This is a genomic window from Thioalkalivibrio sp. K90mix, assembly GCF_000025545.1.
Taxonomy (GTDB): Bacteria; Pseudomonadota; Gammaproteobacteria; order Ectothiorhodospirales; family Ectothiorhodospiraceae; genus Thioalkalivibrio.
Window position 1 is genome coordinate 1,684,266 of record NC_013889.1, and the last position, 16,076, is coordinate 1,700,341.

Consider the following 16,076-nt stretch of genomic DNA (forward strand, 5'->3'; position numbering starts at 1 on the left):
CAACTCTGCGGCCCATGGTCTGGGTTCCAACCTGCGCCGTGTAGTCGCCCTGGCGGCTGTCCTGCTTCTGTGCGCCAGCACTGCGATGGCCGACACGCAGACCCTGCGCTTTCAGCCCCATTGGGTCCCCCAGGCGCAGTTCGCCGGCTTTTACCTGGCCAAGGAGATGGGGTGGTACCAGGACGCCGGACTGGAACTGGAAATCCTCCCGCACGGCGCGGAGCACCCCGCCCCCGCGACGCTGGCCCGCCAGGAGGCCGATGTGGCTTTGCTCTACCTCACCCAGGCCCTGGAATTGCGTGAACAGGGCGTGGACGTGGTCAACGTAGCACAACTGATCCAGGACTCCTCTCTAGTGCTGGTATCGCTGGCGGAGTCCGGGATCCTGGTGCCCGAAGACCTGGACGGGCAGCGCGTCTCGCGCTGGGCCAGCTTCAGCCTTCAGCCGGAGGCGTTGTTCCGCACCTACGGGGTGCACCCCGACACGGTCGACCAGGGGGCGACGATGGCCGCATTGCGCACCGGTGCGGTCGCGGCCGCCACCGCCACGCGCTACAACGAACTGGTCGAGCTGTATCTCAGCGGTCTGGATCCGGACGAGATCGAGGTGATGCCGCTAGAGGATCACGGCGTGGGCCTGGCCGAGGACGGGATCTATGTCCTGGAGTCGACATTGCGCGAACGCCCCGAAGCCGTCCGCACGTTCGTCGAGGTCTCACTGCGGGGCTGGGAGTACGCGTTTGCCCATCCGGACGCCGCAGTGGACGCGGTGATGGATCGCGTCATCCAGGCCGGCGAGCCGACCAATCGGGCGCACCAGCGTCTGATGCTGGAGGCGCTGCGCCCGCTGTATCTGGAAGACGAGGCGCTCCGCGGTCCGCACCTGGATCGGCAGGACTACCAGCTGGCCGTCAGTCTGATGCGCAACCTGGGGCACCTGGAATGGGAGCCGGTGCCGTACGAACAGTTTCACCAGGACGTGACGCAATGAACGGCCGCAAGAGCCTCGCCGTCCGCCTCGCCCTGGTCACCCTGCTGACGACCGGGTCGATCTTCTTCATCTCCTCCGGCGCGCTGTACCTGATGGTGCGCGATATCATGCTGGAGCACGCCGAGGACCAGGCGCGCGAGCTGACCCACGCGACGGCCAACCGCATCCGCTCGTCACTGAACGAGGTGGCCGGGTCGGCACAAGGCCTCGCCAGCGCCCTGAATTCGGGACAGATTCGACCCGACGGCCTGTTTCCCGTGCTGGACAACGTGACGCTCCAGTCGGACGCGGTCCAGGGCGCCGCCGTGACCTACGAGCCCTATGCCGCCGACCCCGACGAGCGCTACTACGGCCCATTCTCCTACGAGACGCTCAACGGCATCGCGCGCATGCACCTGGGCGGCGACGACTTCGACTACTTTACCCGGGACTGGTACCAGATCCCGGCACTCACGCGCAGCGGCTTCTGGACCGAGCCCTTTCCATCGGCCGCCGACCCCAACCGCCTGATCACCACCTACTCGCGCCCGTTCTTCGACCCCGACGACGCCGAGGCACTGCGCGGGATCGTGACCATGGACATCGAACTGCCGGCCCTGACCGCGCGCGTGGACGAGGTGGAGATCTTCGACAGCGGCTTTGCGTTTCTGGTCAGCCCGCGTACGCGCTTTATCACCTATCCACAGCGCGACTGGATCATGCGCGAGAGCCTGTTCAGCCTGGCCGAAACCCTGGGCGAGCCGGAACTGCGCGAACTCGGACGGCGCATCCAGCAAACCGACGAAGGCTTCTCCCGCGTGCCGGAGGCCCTGCTGGAGGAACCCGCCCGGCTCTATCACGTGCGCCTGCCCGAGGCGAACTGGGCGGTGGGCGTGATCATCCCCGAGCGCGAACTGTTCGGGGATATCCTGCGGGTGATGCACTGGGTGCTGATCATCGCCGCGATCGGCTTCTTCATCCTGCTCGGCACCATCATCGGTATCTCGCGCGGCATCACCCGCCCGCTGAAGGGCCTGGCGAGCAGCGCCGGCGAGATCGCCCGCGGCAATCTGGACCGCCCGCTGCCGCCGATCCGCACCGGCGACGAGGTGGGCCAGCTCGCCCACTCGCTGGACGAGATGCGCCTGTCGCTGAAGGACTACATCAACGACCTGACCGCGACCACCGCCGCCAAGGAGCGCATGGAGAGCGAGCTGAAGATCGCGCGCAACATCCAGATGAGCTTCCTGCCCAAGCGACTGGACCTGTCCGACCTGGATGTGGGTATCGACCTCGCGGCCCGCCTGATCCCGGCCAAGGAGGTCGGCGGTGATCTCTACGACTTCTTCCCCCTGCGCGAGCACAACGCCCTGTTCTTCGCGGTCGGCGATGTCTCCGACAAGGGCGTTCCCGCCGCGCTGTTCATGGCCGTGACCAAGACCCTGGTCAAGGGTATCGCCGAGCAGGACCCGCGCGACCCGGGCGAGATCCTGACCCGAGTCAACAACGAGCTGTGCCTGAACAACGACAACGGCATGTTCGTGACCTACCTGTGCGGGGTGCTGGACCTGGGCACCGGCGAGGTCCGCTTTGCCAACGCCGGCCACAACCCGCCGTTGATCCACCGCGCCGATGGCACCTACGACTGGCTGAAGCTGCCGCCTGGGCTGGTGCTGGGGGCGATGGAAGACATGGAGTACCCGGTGCAGACCGTCCGCCTGGCGCCCGGTGATGCGTTGCTGCTGTATACCGACGGGGTGACCGAGGCAGCGGACGGGGAGCAGAAGCTGTATGACGAGGATCGGCTGTTCGCCTTGTACGGGGAGATCGCATCCCAGCCAGCACGACAGCAAGTCGACGCGGTGCTGGAGTCCGTCGAGCGTTTCGCGGATGGTGCTACACAGGCGGATGACATTACCGTGCTGGCGCTGCGTTACTGCCCGGGGGATGGGGAATGCGCCAGATGAAGGCGTGGACCGAGGCTTCGCGGGCGAGCCCGCTCCCACAACCCGCCCGAAGGCCCTGCTGGCGCTAGCGGATCATCGCGTCGAGGGGGTTGTCTCGGGGTAGCGCGCGCATGCGGCCCTCGCGCATCTCGTGGGCCACACCCTGCAGGCTGTGGCGACGGCTGGTCACGCCATCCAGCGACAGGAACAGGAAGCGGCGCGTGGCCTCCCCGCGCCAGACCAGCGCCATGCGCTGGGTCTCGCCGGTCGCCTTGTCGATGAACTCGAACCAGTCCCCGACCTGTACCCGCGAGGCCTCGAAAACATAGGGGTCGTCCTGGTCTGCCAGCAGGTCCGGATCGTCGTCCTCGAAGCGTATGGAACGCCGGGCCCGGATGCGCTCCTGCGGGTCGAAACGGGGCTCGTCCCCGGAGGCCCGGATCCGCTGCAGGTGGGCCTGCCCCAGGTGCTGCACCACGGCCTTCACGCGCTCCTCGGAGACCCCGGCCTCGCGCGCGGTCGCCACAATGCGCTGCACCATCGGGTTGACCTCCTTCGGGGTCGCGCGGTTGCAGATGGCCTTGGCCACGTCCTTGACCACCTGGTCCAGCCGTTCGGCCGAGTCACCATCGGCGGCCAGCAGGTCTTCCCAGGCCTCGGCGATCTGCTCAGCCGAACGTTCCGGCAGCTCCGCGCCGGTCTCCAGCACGCAGATGGTCAGGCTGCGCCGCGCGCGCGCCGCGCGCTCCTCCTGGCGCAGTGGATCGATATGGGGATCCTGCAGCTCCTGCCAGCGCGCATCCTCTTCCTCGATCGCCGCCAGCCAGTCGTCCACCAGGGCCTGCGCGGCATCACGGTCCATGCTGTCGGCTTCGTGGCGCAGCCGATTGACCGACTGCTGGATATGCTGCAGATAGGCCTCGATGGCATCGTTGCCCTCGGCCTGGTCATCCGGGCTGACGCGCACGCCGGTATTGATCAGGCTGCCGATCCACAGGCGTAACGGGTGCGAGCGATCGCGGAAGAACGAGAGATCGCGGATGACCACGCGCGCCAGCGAGAACTGCATGTCGGCAATGGCCGCACGCACACGCGAGTTGAACCCGACCTGCCGGAAGATGTGATCAAACATCCCCTGCAAGAGATCAAGGATGAATGGCGTCAAGGACTCGCGCGAGAATTCCGCGGATTCCGGGTCCGCCCGCTCACCGCCTGCGCCCCCGGCCCCGCTCCCATCGGCCACGCCGGCCGCATGCGGCGAACTGGCGGGCAACCCCTGGGCCTGCACCAGGGCGCGTGCCCACTGTGCCCAGGCGGTGGGGTCGGCATCCGGCGGGGGCATTTCGTGTTTCCCGGCGGAGCCCGCAGCGCCCAACCCGAGCGCCGCCGGGTCTCCGCCGGCGGTTGATTCGGAGGCGGATCGCGGCGGGCTGCCCGCGGTGTAATGGGCCCAGCTCGCGCGTTGCTGGGGCACGCTTTCGGACTCGTGCGCCTCCGGACTACGAGGCGGCTCGGTCACCAGCCCGCACTCGTCAATTGTCTCCACCACGAAGGCCAGCATCGGGGCGCCTGTGCGCCCCATGCACTTCACGTAGGCCCGCATCAGGTCCAGGGTCATGGCCGTGCGGCCGAACTGCCGTTCGGCGGCCTCGATCACCCGTTCGTACCAGTGCAGCGGAGACCAGGGCGCCCAGCCCGGGTGCTCGAAGCGGTGCTCCTCGCGCGCGGCCTGCTGGAACATGTAGTAGGAGTAGCGGTTGTGCTCGCGGATCACGCCCTCGAGCTTGTGCCGCAGGGAGCGCCGGGTGGACTGGTAGTCGTCGAGCACTTGCAGCCCGGAATCACCACCCGCATAGCGCGTGCCGGAGAAATCGTATTCGGGCGGATAGGTGGTGGTGCGCAGGTCGCGGTTCAGTGCCTCCTCGAACTCACGCCGCAGGACGTACTGATAGCCATGCAACTGGTTGGCCCATTCGACCGCATCACTTTCCTGGTCGCCCCAGACGCGTCCGGCGCTCCATTCGGTCGCGACCCACTCCATGCATTGATCCAGGTGATCGACCACGCGCGGGGCGACACCGGCGGCCAGCTCGGAACGCTGTGCCTCGGACAGCCCCGACAGACCGCTCCAGATCGCCGTGTCGTCCTGGTAGTTTCCCTGTTCTCTGGAGTCCTTTCCCGCCATGCGCCCTGCCTTCGCGACCGGCCGCGGCGCGGCCGTTAGCCCAGTGTTAATCGGCCAGTGTACAGGTCAGAAAGCGGCAAAACAGCCACAAGTTGCTATTTTGCACCGTAGCGCGGGAGGTTAACTGGAGAGCTTAGTCGTCCAGCGGCTCGGAACCCACCTGAACCATGCCGCCATGCACGCGAGTCGGGAAACGGGTCAGCGGGTCCTCCGCCGGGGGCTCCATCACCTCGCCGGTGCGCAGGCAGAACTGGGCCTCGTGCAATGGGCAGGTGATACAGTCATCGTCGAGCTCGCCATCGGCGATGGGCACTTCTTCGTGCGTGCAGAGGTTTTCGACCGCGAAGAACTCGCCGTCGAGGTTGAAGATCGCAACCTCGGTTCCCGCCGTGTCTACCAGACGATGTTCACCGTCCGCGATACTGTCGACCGGTGCCACGTCGATCCACTCGCTCATCTCTCCTCCAGGGCCTTGTGGTTGGGCTTCAACTTGCCGCCCAGCGAATCTCCATCTTGGGAAACACTGTCCCTAAGGCGTCGCATCCAGGGCTGCCGTTGCGGCCGGGTCGATCTCGATCAGGCGGCCTTCTTCCGGGTGGTAGCTGAAGCGCCCGACCACGCGGATATGTTCCCCCAGCCGATCCGATACCTCGTCGTGAGGCTCGACCGCCACGCGGTTCACATCCTCGTCTTCCAGCCAGTAGTGGTAGCGTTCGGGGTCCTCGTCAAAGCGCTTGACCACACCCTCGGTCTGCACCAGCTCACCGTTGAATTCGCCCGCCGCACCCGCCAACTGGGCCAGCGTTACCTCGGACACACGCTCACCACCCCCGCAGGCGGCAAGCCCCACCACCAGGATGGGCGTCAGGAGCAGGGGGCGCAGCGAATGTCTCATGTGAATCTCCGGGCCGAAGCAACGTTGTAGTACGCTCGCGAGGGTACCGAAACATGCCTTCAACGTCTCGATTCACCCCAATCAAGCCGGTAATGCCAATGGCCAAGACCTTCCCTGCCCTCGACGAACGACTCACGGGCTTCATCCTCGAACAGCCGGTTTATTTCGTGGGCTCCGCCCCGCTCGCGGCCGACGGCCACGTCAACCTGTCTCCCAAGGGGCTGGACACCCTGCGCGTCCTGGGTCCTCGCCGCGCGGCCTATCTCGACCTGACCGGCTCCGGCAACGAGACCTCCGCCCATCTCGCGGAGAACGGCCGCATCACGCTGATGTTCTGCGCCTTTTCCGGAAAACCGAAGATTCTCCGGCTATACGGCCGCGGGCGGACCGTGCTCCCGACCGATGGCGACTGGGAATCCCTGTACAGCGCGTTCCCTGCTCATCCAGGAATGCGGCAGATCATCGACATCGAGATCCACCGCATTCAGACCTCCTGTGGCTTCGGTGTACCCGAAGGCGAACTCCAGCCACGCCCCACCCTGACCGAGTGGAGCGAACGCAAGGGCCCCGAGGGCCTGGAACGCTACTGGGAGGAAAAGAATGCGGTCAGCATCGACGACCTGCCGACCCCACTTGGGAAACGCTGAACGAGCCGCCTACCGGGTTTTTGCCTGACGGGTCAGCAAGCGGTCGAGCTGGTTGGCGAAGGCCTGGCGATCGGCCTGGCTGAAGGCGGCGGGACCGCCCGTATCCACGCCGCTGGAGCGCAGGGTCTCCATGAAGTCGCGCATGCTGAGGCGCTCGCGGATCGTCCCCTCGGTATACAGCTCGCCGCGCGGATTCAGGGCCTGGGCGCCCTTGGCAATGGCCTCGGCCGCCAGCGGGATGTCGGCGGTGATCACCAGGTCCCCCGACTCCAGCCGCCGCACGATCTCGTTGTCGGCCACGTCGAAGCCGGCACCCACCTGAATGGCATCGATCCATTTCGACGGTGGGGTGCGCAGCGGCTGATTGGCCACCAGGGTCAGCGGCACCTGAGTGCGGTTGGCCGCCCGGAAAAGAATCTCCTTGATCACCGCGGGACAGGCGTCCGCGTCTACCCATATCTTCATGCTCACCGATCGTCGATTCGAGAGAAGTTCCGCAGCATAGCCGGTTCGGCGAAGCGCAACACACTCCACCGCTTTTCGATTGGCCCTGCCCCCGGCCGCATGCCATGGTGCTACGCTCAACGGACACGGCACTCGCGCCGACAAGGAGCCCCCATGGGTATCGAAGTCACCGGAATTCTCGGTCTGATCTGGCTGATCATCGTGATCTGGGCCATCGTCCGCACCGCGCAAAGCCCGGCTGGGCCGATGGTCAAGCTACTGTGGATTCTGATCCTGCTGTTCCTGCCAGTGGCGGGGCTGATCGCCTGGCTCCTCCTCGGGCCCAAGTAGCCCGGAAGACGGATCGGTCGAATCATCGCCGTTCGGGTTGCCGATGGGCGGGGACGGGGCTACACCGTCCCCGCGCCGTTCGAGCTGCTCGATCAGTAGCTGTCCCTCGTCGCGGGAATCGCGCAACCACTGCAACAGGTCCTGCTGCGAGCCGAACACCGCCACATCCACCCGGTGTATGGCATCGGGTTTCGGGATCGGCGTTGGGCGCTCGCTCGCCGCCAGCGGGCCGTAGCGGCCAAAGTCGGGCGTCACCACGTTTTCGGGCGGCTCCGGGCAAGCGGCATCCTCTCCGCGGGTTGCCTGTTCCAGACGCACGCCGATGCGCTCGAGTACGTCTTCGGAGGTCTCAGGGTGCTCGAGCAGCCATTCGATCAGCGCCTCCGGATCCACCGCGGGGATGCCAAAGCGATCGCGATAATCGGCCTCCAGCGTCTGGATCCACTCGGCCAGCGCGCAGGGCTCGTCGACCGCGCTCGCCAGGGCACGGAACTCCCGCCGCAGGGCCTCGAACCGCTTCTTCACCTCACTGCCGGACTCCGGTGCCGGGACTTCCACATCCGGAGTGCCACCCCGTTCGGCAAGCAGCCGCTCCGACGGGGTGTCATCCGCCCCGGCGTCAACCGCCACTGGCTCGCTCGATGCGGGTTTGCGCAATAGATGCCGGAACCAGAAACGGCTGAACGAGGCCTGGCTCGAGGGGTCCCAGGAGAGATCGTTCAAGGCCTGTGCCAGCCGCTGAAACGGACGTACTGACGGATCATGCTCCGAGAACATCGCTACGGGGTGCTGCAGGGTCACCGCCGCACGCAGGCTCTCGTCGCGCTGAATGAACCCGAGAAAGCCCACCGAGATCTTCAGATACTTCTCCACCGCACCACTGAAGCGCTGATACACCGCCCGCGCCTCACTGATGTCGGCCACCATGTTCACGACCACCTGACAGGTGAGCGGATATCGCCGTAGCGCGACCTTCAGCAACGAAAAGGCATCGGTGAGCGAGGTCGGCTCCGGCGTAATGACCAGCAGCACTTGATGTCCGGCGGCGACGAAATCCAGGGTGGTATCGCCAATCCCCGCAGCGGTATCCAGGATCAGGTCATCGAAATGCTGCTCGATCCGCGCCAGCTCGGTCACCAGCCGCCGCTGTCGGGCCGCCGACAACTCCACGCAATCGCGGATACCCGAGGCCCCCGGGATGACTTTCAGGCCATGGGGGCCCTCGAGAAGGACATCCTCGACCGGACACTCCCCCGTCAGGACCTCGGCCAGCCCCTTTTGCGGGTGCAGCCCCAGCAGGATGTTCACGTTGGCAAGCCCCGTGTCGGCATCCAGGATGCAGACCCGGCGCCCCGCCCGGGCCAGGGTAATCCCGAGGTTGACCGCGATACTGGACTTGCCCACCCCGCCCTTGCCGCTGGTCACTGTCAGGACACGCGGCTGAGCTGACTGGACGCGAGCCGTGCCAGACTGCCTGTCGATCATGGGCTTCAAAGCTTCCTGCCTCCGAAGTGGCCTCACGGGATAGGCCTCACGCACGCCTAACGTCTCGTCTACTGGAATCGCTGGCGCAACGCAAGTCCCAGCAGTATAGTCGGGAACCAGGGCGAGAAGCCGCGACGCAGCAACGGATCGGGGCAATACAAGGGCACCCTCTCGGGTCCCGGGGAGAAGCATGGCCACGGCGCATACGGCAACCGAAACCATCCCCAGCCTGCCACAGGCCCTGACGTCCGTTCTCGATGCGGGCCAGGCGGCGGAGGCCGATTTCGAGGCCCTCAGCCGTGCCATTCTGCGCGACACCGGCATGACCACACGCCTCCTCGCGGCAGCCAACTCCCCGTTCTATTACCGCGGCTCGCCGTGTCGCACCATCGATAGAGCCCTTTTCAGCCTGGGGCTGGACACCGTGCGCAGCCTCGCCCTGACCGCCGCGATCCAGCAGCTTTTCGGCCGCTACCAGCCCAAGCGCACCAGCACGCTTCGGACCATCTGGCGCCGTGCGCTGACCACCGCCATGCTCGGCCAGGTCCTCGCCTCCCTGACACGCCACCCACGGCCCGAAGAGGCGTATCTGTCAGGGCTTCTGGTTGATCTCGGCAAGCTGATGCGACTGGCGTCCGACGAAGCGCGCTACTGGCCGCTGCTCGAGGCCAGCAGCGACCACCGCGAACTGGTCTCCCGTGAACAGGCGACCTACGGTCAACACCATGCAGAACTGGCCGCCGAACACCTGGACCAATGGGGCCTGGACGGCTTCGTCACCGATGCGGTGCGTTTCCACCTCGAACCCACGGCACAAGTGCGCGATGCACACCACCTAGTGAAGATTGTCCATCTCGCCAGCCGACTTGGCGACGAACCACCCGACGCCATCGGCGACCCGGCCCTGGCAGCCGCCCACGACCTGTTTGGGCTCAATGACGGCCTGACCCGGGAACTGCGCAACCGCATCGAAGACGATGTCACCCGGGTTGCCGGTTCCCTGGGTATTGAGCTGGACGCGGGAGCCGAAACCGCGAATATCGAGGCACATCACCCCGATCAGGCGGCGCGCGAGGCGCTGGGGATGCGTGTCCGCGACCTCACCGAGCTGGAGCGGCTGTCCGGCGAGCTTCGCGCCTCGCGGACCCCCCGAGAACATTGTCTGGCCGCCCAGCGAACGCTGTTTCTCACCCTGGGTGTCGAACACAGCCTGATGTTCCTGACAGACGCGGACGGTGCATCGGTCTCCGCCTGGCTCGGCGAGGAAGACGAGCCCGACTTCACCCTGCCCCTGCTGCCGGGACGGAGCCTTGTGACCGACACCCTGCTGGACCGCGAGATGCGCCAGCACAAACCCGATGGCGAGACACCTACACCGGTCATCGACCAGCAGTTGTTCCGGCTCTGCGGTGCCGAGGTGATCTGGGCATTCCCTCTGCTGGCGGATGCCAACTCCTCGCCCGCAGGGGTGCTGATCCTGGGACTGGACCGAGAACGTGCCCAGACCCTGGAACCCCGAACCGGATTTGTCCGGGCCCTGGCGCGAGAGATTGCACGCGTGCTGTGCACCTCGCAGTCCGACCCGCCCGAGCAAGCGCACACCGACGATACGACGCAAGAGCGAATCCGCGAGACGCTGCACGAGGCGGGCAACCCCCTCAGCATCATCCAGAATTATCTGGGTGTGTTGAACACAAAGCTGGGCGATGAGCACGAGGCCAGCCAGGAACTGGCCCTGATCAAGGAGGAGATTGATCGCGTCGGCCGCATCCTGCTGCGTCTAAAGGAACCCGACCAGGCAGTGGACGGGCCGCCATCCTCGCTTAATCGGCTGGTCCAGGACGTGGCCGACATCGTGGACCGCTCTCTTTGCCACACGCGGGGCATCCGCCTGGAACTGGATCTGGCACCCGGCGATCCGCCCTTGTCTGTCTCCAGCGACCATGTGCGCCAGATTCTGACGAACCTGCTCAAAAACGCCGCCGAGGCCCTGCAGCCGGGGGGCGTCATTCGGCTGCAGACCCGCGACCCCGAGAGCTTCAATGGGACCAGCGTGGTGGCACTGGTGGTCGCCGACGACGGCCCCGGGCTTCCACCGGAGGTCCGCGCGGCCCATTATCGCCCGGTAGAATCCGCCAAGGGCGGGGGGCACGCCGGGCTAGGCCTGAGTATTGTCCGCCGCCTGGCGGACGAGATCGGCGCTCACATCCAGTGCGACAGCGACCGCGAAGGAACGCGGTTCGAGATTCGGCTCCCCCATCGCGAGGCCGAAACCGGAGCCCTCGGGGCGGGACAGGGATAGCCCCCGCGATGATGCGAGACCACGGCGGGAGCCGCACATGAACGAACCCGGCACACCACAGACCCCTCGCATCCTCGTCGTCGACGACGACCCGCGCCTTCTGGAAAGCGTGCGCCAGCTGCTGGAACTGCAAACGTTCAACGTGGAAACCGCGCCGGGCGGCGGCAGCGCCATCGAGGCCCTGCGGCGGGATCCGCCCGATCTCCTGCTGCTCGATCTGTGCATGCCGGAACTGGGGGGGCGTGATGTCCTGCGCTTCATCCAGGCCGCCGGGCTCGCGGTCCCTGTGGTGGTCATCAGCGGCAACACCTCGGTGGACGATGTCGCCGGCGCCCTGCGCGACGGGGCCTCCGACTACCTGAAAAAGCCCTACCAGCCCGACGAGCTGCTGGCGACCGTCCGCAATGCCCTGCACAAAAAAGACCTGGAAGACGCCAACCGCCACATGCGGGCACGCCTGGAGCGTTCCGAGCGCCTGCACCGGCTGATCGTCAACAACTCGCCGGACATCGTGTTCATCCTGGACCGCGACGGTCGGTTTCGTTTCGTGAATTCGCGCGTCCACGAGTTGCTCGGCTATTCCCGTCAGGACCTGCTGGACACCCGTGTCCTGGATCTGGTCGAAACCGACGACCACGAGAAGGCGGAGTACTTCTTCGAGCAGGCCGGGCGCAGCCATGCCCACATCCGCTCCGTGGAGCTCGCGCTCAAGCCGCGGGAGATGGCCCGCACCCGGCGCTATTTCGAGGTCGCGGTCTGGCCGACAGCGGCCAGCGACGATACAGGCGAGACCCTGGTCTACGGGACTGCCCGCGACATCACCGACCGCAAAGAGTCAGAAGCCTTCATCAACTTTCAGGCCTACCACGACCTGCTTACGCGCCTGCCCAATCGTGCCCTGTTCCGCGACCGGGTCGATGTGGCCATCGCCCAGGCACAGCGCCAGGGTCACCCCCTGGCCGTGATGTTCATCGACCTCAACCGCTTCAAGGTCATCAACGATTCGCTGGGGCACACCATCGGCGACCGCCTGCTGCAGGCCGTCGCCCAGCGCCTGCTGGGCTGCATTCGCAAAGGGGATACGCTGTCGCGCTTCGGCGGCGACGAATTTACCCTGCTGCTCCCTCAGATCAGCCGCCAGGAGGCCGCGGTTGATGTAGCCGAAAAGATCCTCGAAAGCCTCAATGAACCGTTCCACCTGGGGGGCGACCACGAGTTGTATGTCGGGGCCAGCATCGGGATCGCGATCTACCCCGAGGGGGGCGACACGCTCGAGACCCTGATCCGGCATGCCGACATCGCGATGTACCGGGAAAAGAACACGGGCAAGAATGGCATCCGCCTGTTCGCACCGGAGATGCACGGCAACACGCCACACCGCCTGCAATTGGAGCAGGACCTGCGCAAGGCCCTGGAGCGCGAAGAGTTCCACATCCTCTACCAGCCGCAGGTCGATGGCGAGACAGGACAGCTCCTGGGCGTCGAGGCGTTGGTTCGCTGGAATCACCCCGATCGCGGCATGCTGGGCCCAGCCGAATTCATCCCGGTCGCCGAAGACACACGTCTGATCGTCGACCTCGATCGCGCGACCCTGCGCAACGCCCTCGGCGACATACGCAAAGCCCATCAACACGTACCCAACCTGCGCCTGGCGGTGAACCTGTCACCGGTGCTGATCGAGCGCGACGACTTTGTCGACGGCGTGCTGGGATTGCTGGTCGAGACCGGCTTCCCCGCAGAACTGCTGGAGATCGAGATCACCGAAAGCCTGTTGATGAGCGACACCCACGATACCGTGGCCAAACTCAACCGCCTGTGCGAAGCCGGCGTCCAGGTGGCGGTGGATGACTTCGGCACCGGTTATTCGTCGCTGAGCTATCTGCAGAAGCTGCCGGTCCACACCCTGAAGATTGATCGCAGCTTCACCCTCACCATCTGTACTGACGGGGAGGCCTGTATCGTTAACGCGATCGTATCGATGGCGCGCGGCCTGCAGATGAACATCGTCGCGGAGGGCGTGGAGACCGCAGCCCAGCAGGAGTATCTGCGCCGCCTTGGCTGCCCGATGATGCAGGGCTTCCTGTTCGGGCACCCCTCCCCCCTCGCGGACCTGCTACAGGCGGAATCCGACTTCGGGCGTCGAACTGCCCGATCCTGAATCCGGTTTACGGTCCCGTCCCGCCCTCGCAGCAGACTATGCGCCAATGCCTTGCAAGGCATTATCGGCCGGGGCCGGGCGGCCCAGCAGGTAGCCCTGCCCGAAACGGCAGCCCTCGCGTAGCAGGAACGCTTGCTGGCCCGCCTCTTCCACACCCTCGGCAATCAGGTCCAGCCCCAGTGCGTCGGCCAGGGCAATGATGGCGCGGATAATCGATTCGTTGTTGCGCGAGTGCCCGATATCGCGGACCAGTGACTGGTCGATCTTCAGCCGCCGCAGCGGCAAGCGACGCAGATGCGCCAGGTTGGAATAGCCCGCACCGAAGTCATCCATGGCCAGCGTCACGCCGAGCGTTTCCAGGCGGTGCAGCACGGCCAGCGCCCGCTCTGGCTGCTCCATCATCATGGTCTCGGTCAGTTCCAGCTCCAGCCGGTCGGGCTCCAGACCGTGGTGCTCCAGGATCTCCTGGATCGCCGCCACCAGAGTTTCGTCATGCAGCTCGCGCGCGGACAGGTTCACGGCCACGGTCGGCACGCCTCGGCCGTCCTGGTCCCAATGCGCCAGCTGGGCACAGGCCGCGTTCAACACCCAGCGATCAATGGCCTGGATCATCCCGGTTTCTTCCGCCAGCGGGATAAACTCCGCGGGGGACACCATTCCGCGAACGGGATGACGCCAGCGCACCAGCGCCTCCATCCCCACCAGCCGGCCCGACTGCATCTCCAGCTGCGGCTGAAAGTAGAGCAGCAGCTCGTCGTTGGCGATGGCGCTACGCAGGTCGTTTTCCAGGAACAGACGATGTTCCGTCTGCGCCCCCATTCCGGGCTCGTAGACATGCCAGGTGTCCCCGCCAACGCTGCGCGAGGCCGCCATTGCGAGTTCCGCGGCGGTCAACAATTCGTCACGCGTGTTGCCATGTTCGGGGAACGTCGCCAGCCCGACGCTCGCCGTGGTGACCAGCGCACGCCCACCGATAGCGCAGGGTTCGCGCAAGGTTTCCAGCAGCTGCTCGAGGAAGGCCTCGGCGCCGCCATCCATCGGCGGGTTTTCGATAATCAGGCAGAACTCGTCTGCTCCTACGCGAGACACCGTATCCTGCGGCCCCAGTAACCCCCCAAGCCGTTCCGCCAAACCTTCCAGCACGCGGTCGCCCGCCGATGTTCCCAGGGTCTCGTTGACATTGCGGAAGCGATCCAGGTCGATCAGCACCACCCAGCGCGCAAGACCATCGGCCATCGCGCGTTCCAGGGTGTGTCCCAGCCGGTCGTGCAACAGCACGCGGTTCGGGAGGCCGGTACGCGCGTCGTAATGGGCCATCTGCCGCAGCGCTTCTTTCTGCTCCATGCTGGCGGTGAGATCCGTCCAGCTGCCGACCACCTCGGCCCCGCGCTGTCCCTGATTGCCGCCGGGAATGATCCGCATCTCGTCGCGAATATGGCGCAGCTTGCCCCAGCCATCGAACAGGCGCAGTTCACGGACCATGTGGCGTTCCTCCTGCAAACGCCGGTTCTCGCGCATGGCCGTGGCCCGGTCCTCCGGATGGACTTGCTGCTCCCACCAGCCCGGCTGCAGCGCCACCCTGGAATTGAATCCAAACAGCCGCGCGAAGTTGCCACTCACCCAAAGCGGCTTGAAATCCAGCGCATTGAGTTGATAGAGCACGACCGGTCCACTCTCGAGCAGGTGTTCGAGACGCTGATTGGCCTCGCGCAGGGCACGTGTCTGCGCGCGCACGGTGCGTCGCAACCAGACCGCCATCAGCCCCAGGACGAGTGCGATCACGGCGGCGGACGCCAGCGCCGACCAGGCCCACGTCGGGATTTCCCCCTCCCCGAGGGGTGGTTCCAGTGCCTGCTCCATCGCGTGCTGATAGGGCGACCCCGCGTCGCCCTTCCAGCGCTGGAGGTAGGCGTCGATAACCTCCAGTCGGTCATCCTGCCGCCCAGGAGCAGCGGCGTAGTAAAGACCGACCTGGTCGAAGGTGACGGGGGTTTCCACCAGCATATGCTGGCGTGCATGACGCCGCGCATAGAAGTTGTTTGTGATGGCCACGTCGGCATCGCCCGACGCGACAGCAGCCAGCACGGATTCCATGTCGCCACGGGTCACAAGGGTCCAGTCCAGGCCGGTGTCCAGTGCGTACTCGCGCAGGTAGTCGTATTGAATCGATCCATCGAGCACCGCAAGGCGGAGGCCTTCCAGCGCTTCGATGCGATCCAGCCCCGAATCGATCGGCGCCAGCACCTGGCTCCATGCCTGAGCCACCGGGATCGAGTGAAACGCGAGGCTCTCGCGCCGCTCCGGCGTCAGCGCGACATCCGGCATCAGGTCGATCTCGCCCGCCTCCAGGGCCTCCAGACAGGCCGACCACTCGCACGAGACATACTCCAGCCGCCAGTGCTCGCGTCGCGCGATGGCGTCCAGCAACTCGACGAACACGCCCCCTGCCGCCCCATCGTCACCCGTGCCGACCTTGGGCACGTTCTCGTACAGCCCTATGCGCAGGGGATCATCCGCGCCGGCCCCGGCGGGCAGGCACAGGGACACCGCCAGCAGGACAGGCATGACCGCACGGCGCCATCGCGTCCATTTGCTCCTGGTTCTGGGTTTCCAATCAGGCACGACGCGCCCCTGTGCGTTCGGTACCGCATAGTGCCATGGATGGCCAGGCCACGGACCGCCCGTTGTTATCC

General features: G+C 66.0%; 12 protein-coding genes. 6 read left to right on the plus strand and 6 right to left on the minus strand.

Annotated features, from left to right (window positions below; translation table 11 throughout):
* The first annotated feature begins 31 nt into the window (after positions 1–31).
* Both TK90_RS07965 and TK90_RS07970 read left to right on the plus strand, forming a co-directional pair.
* Complete coding sequence (locus tag TK90_RS07965; RefSeq protein ID WP_041444344.1) at positions 32–991, plus strand: ABC transporter substrate-binding protein; 960 nt, start codon at positions 32–34, stop codon at positions 989–991.
* Complete coding sequence (locus tag TK90_RS07970) at positions 988–2,937, plus strand: SpoIIE family protein phosphatase (RefSeq protein ID WP_012982962.1); 1,950 nt, start codon at positions 988–990, stop codon at positions 2,935–2,937. The genes TK90_RS07965 and TK90_RS07970 overlap by 4 nt, the downstream gene beginning before the upstream one ends.
* Before the next feature lie 64 nt (positions 2,938–3,001).
* On the opposite strand, the gene TK90_RS07975 is transcribed toward TK90_RS07970, so the two are convergent.
* The 3 genes from TK90_RS07975 to TK90_RS07985 all read right to left on the minus strand — a co-directional run bounded on the left by TK90_RS07975 (position 3,002) and on the right by TK90_RS07985 (position 5,996).
* Positions 3,002–5,101, minus strand: coding sequence for a DUF1631 family protein (locus TK90_RS07975; protein WP_012982963.1), 2,100 nt, complete (start codon positions 5,099–5,101; stop codon positions 3,002–3,004).
* 133 nt (positions 5,102–5,234) lie between these two features.
* Positions 5,235–5,558, minus strand: a complete 324-nt coding sequence (locus TK90_RS07980) for a non-heme iron oxygenase ferredoxin subunit (RefSeq protein ID WP_012982964.1) — start codon at positions 5,556–5,558, stop codon at positions 5,235–5,237.
* 72 nt (positions 5,559–5,630) lie between these two features.
* Positions 5,631–5,996, minus strand: a complete 366-nt coding sequence (locus TK90_RS07985) for a hypothetical protein (protein WP_012982965.1) — start codon at positions 5,994–5,996, stop codon at positions 5,631–5,633.
* A 98-nt stretch (positions 5,997–6,094) separates the two neighbouring features.
* On the opposite strand from TK90_RS07985, the gene TK90_RS07990 reads away from it, so the two are divergent.
* Entirely contained in the window at positions 6,095–6,643 is a 549-nt protein-coding gene (locus TK90_RS07990) for a pyridoxamine 5'-phosphate oxidase family protein (RefSeq protein ID WP_012982966.1), read from the plus strand.
* A 9-nt stretch (positions 6,644–6,652) separates the two neighbouring features.
* Here the strand turns inward: TK90_RS07990 and TK90_RS07995 are convergent, their stop codons facing one another.
* Positions 6,653–7,108 (minus strand): YaiI/YqxD family protein, encoded by a 456-nt coding sequence (locus TK90_RS07995; protein ID WP_012982967.1) that lies wholly within the window; start codon positions 7,106–7,108, stop codon positions 6,653–6,655.
* Positions 7,109–7,261: 153 nt separating this feature from the next.
* On the opposite strand from TK90_RS07995, the gene TK90_RS14755 reads away from it, so the two are divergent.
* Entirely contained in the window at positions 7,262–7,438 is a 177-nt protein-coding gene (locus TK90_RS14755; RefSeq protein ID WP_012982968.1) for a PLDc N-terminal domain-containing protein, read from the plus strand.
* Here the strand turns inward: TK90_RS14755 and TK90_RS08000 are convergent.
* Entirely contained in the window at positions 7,364–8,923 is a 1,560-nt protein-coding gene (locus TK90_RS08000; RefSeq protein ID WP_012982969.1) for a MinD/ParA family protein, read from the minus strand. The two genes, TK90_RS14755 and TK90_RS08000, sit on opposite strands and share 75 nt — an antisense overlap.
* Before the next feature lie 190 nt (positions 8,924–9,113).
* Here TK90_RS08000 and TK90_RS08005 point away from each other — a divergent pair, with 190 nt between their 5' ends.
* Together TK90_RS08005 and TK90_RS08010 are read left to right on the plus strand one after the other, a co-directional pair.
* On the plus strand, positions 9,114–11,225 hold the full coding sequence (locus TK90_RS08005) for an HDOD domain-containing protein (RefSeq protein WP_012982970.1): 2,112 nt from the start codon (positions 9,114–9,116) through the stop codon (positions 11,223–11,225).
* 37 nt (positions 11,226–11,262) lie between these two features.
* Positions 11,263–13,383: an EAL domain-containing protein gene (locus tag TK90_RS08010; protein ID WP_012982971.1), complete on the plus strand. Its 2,121-nt coding sequence runs from the start codon at positions 11,263–11,265 to the stop codon at positions 13,381–13,383.
* Positions 13,384–13,419: 36 nt separating this feature from the next.
* Here the strand turns inward: TK90_RS08010 and TK90_RS08015 are convergent, their stop codons facing one another.
* On the minus strand, positions 13,420–15,948 hold the full coding sequence (locus TK90_RS08015; protein ID WP_012982972.1) for an EAL domain-containing protein: 2,529 nt from the start codon (positions 15,946–15,948) through the stop codon (positions 13,420–13,422).
* Positions 15,949–16,076: the final 128 nt, after the last annotated feature.

What these genes read in the sequence shown, in the direction of transcription:
- TK90_RS07970 (WP_012982962.1), top strand. Translation starts at nt 988, where the DNA reads ATGAACGGCCGCAAGAGCCTCGCCGTCCGCCTCGCCCTGGTCACCCTG.
- TK90_RS07975 (WP_012982963.1), bottom strand. Translation starts at nt 5,101, where the DNA reads ATGGCGGGAAAGGACTCCAGAGAACAGGGAAACTACCAGGACGACACG.
- TK90_RS07980 (WP_012982964.1), bottom strand. Translation starts at nt 5,558, where the DNA reads ATGAGCGAGTGGATCGACGTGGCACCGGTCGACAGTATCGCGGACGGT.
- TK90_RS07985 (WP_012982965.1), bottom strand. Translation starts at nt 5,996, where the DNA reads ATGAGACATTCGCTGCGCCCCCTGCTCCTGACGCCCATCCTGGTGGTG.
- TK90_RS07990 (WP_012982966.1), top strand. Translation starts at nt 6,095, where the DNA reads ATGGCCAAGACCTTCCCTGCCCTCGACGAACGACTCACGGGCTTCATC.
- TK90_RS07995 (WP_012982967.1), bottom strand. Translation starts at nt 7,108, where the DNA reads ATGAAGATATGGGTAGACGCGGACGCCTGTCCCGCGGTGATCAAGGAG.
- TK90_RS14755 (WP_012982968.1), top strand. Translation starts at nt 7,262, where the DNA reads ATGGGTATCGAAGTCACCGGAATTCTCGGTCTGATCTGGCTGATCATC.
- TK90_RS08000 (WP_012982969.1), bottom strand. Translation starts at nt 8,923, where the DNA reads ATGATCGACAGGCAGTCTGGCACGGCTCGCGTCCAGTCAGCTCAGCCG.
- TK90_RS08005 (WP_012982970.1), top strand. Translation starts at nt 9,114, where the DNA reads ATGGCCACGGCGCATACGGCAACCGAAACCATCCCCAGCCTGCCACAG.
- TK90_RS08010 (WP_012982971.1), top strand. Translation starts at nt 11,263, where the DNA reads ATGAACGAACCCGGCACACCACAGACCCCTCGCATCCTCGTCGTCGAC.
- TK90_RS08015 (WP_012982972.1), bottom strand. Translation starts at nt 15,948, where the DNA reads ATGCCTGTCCTGCTGGCGGTGTCCCTGTGCCTGCCCGCCGGGGCCGGC.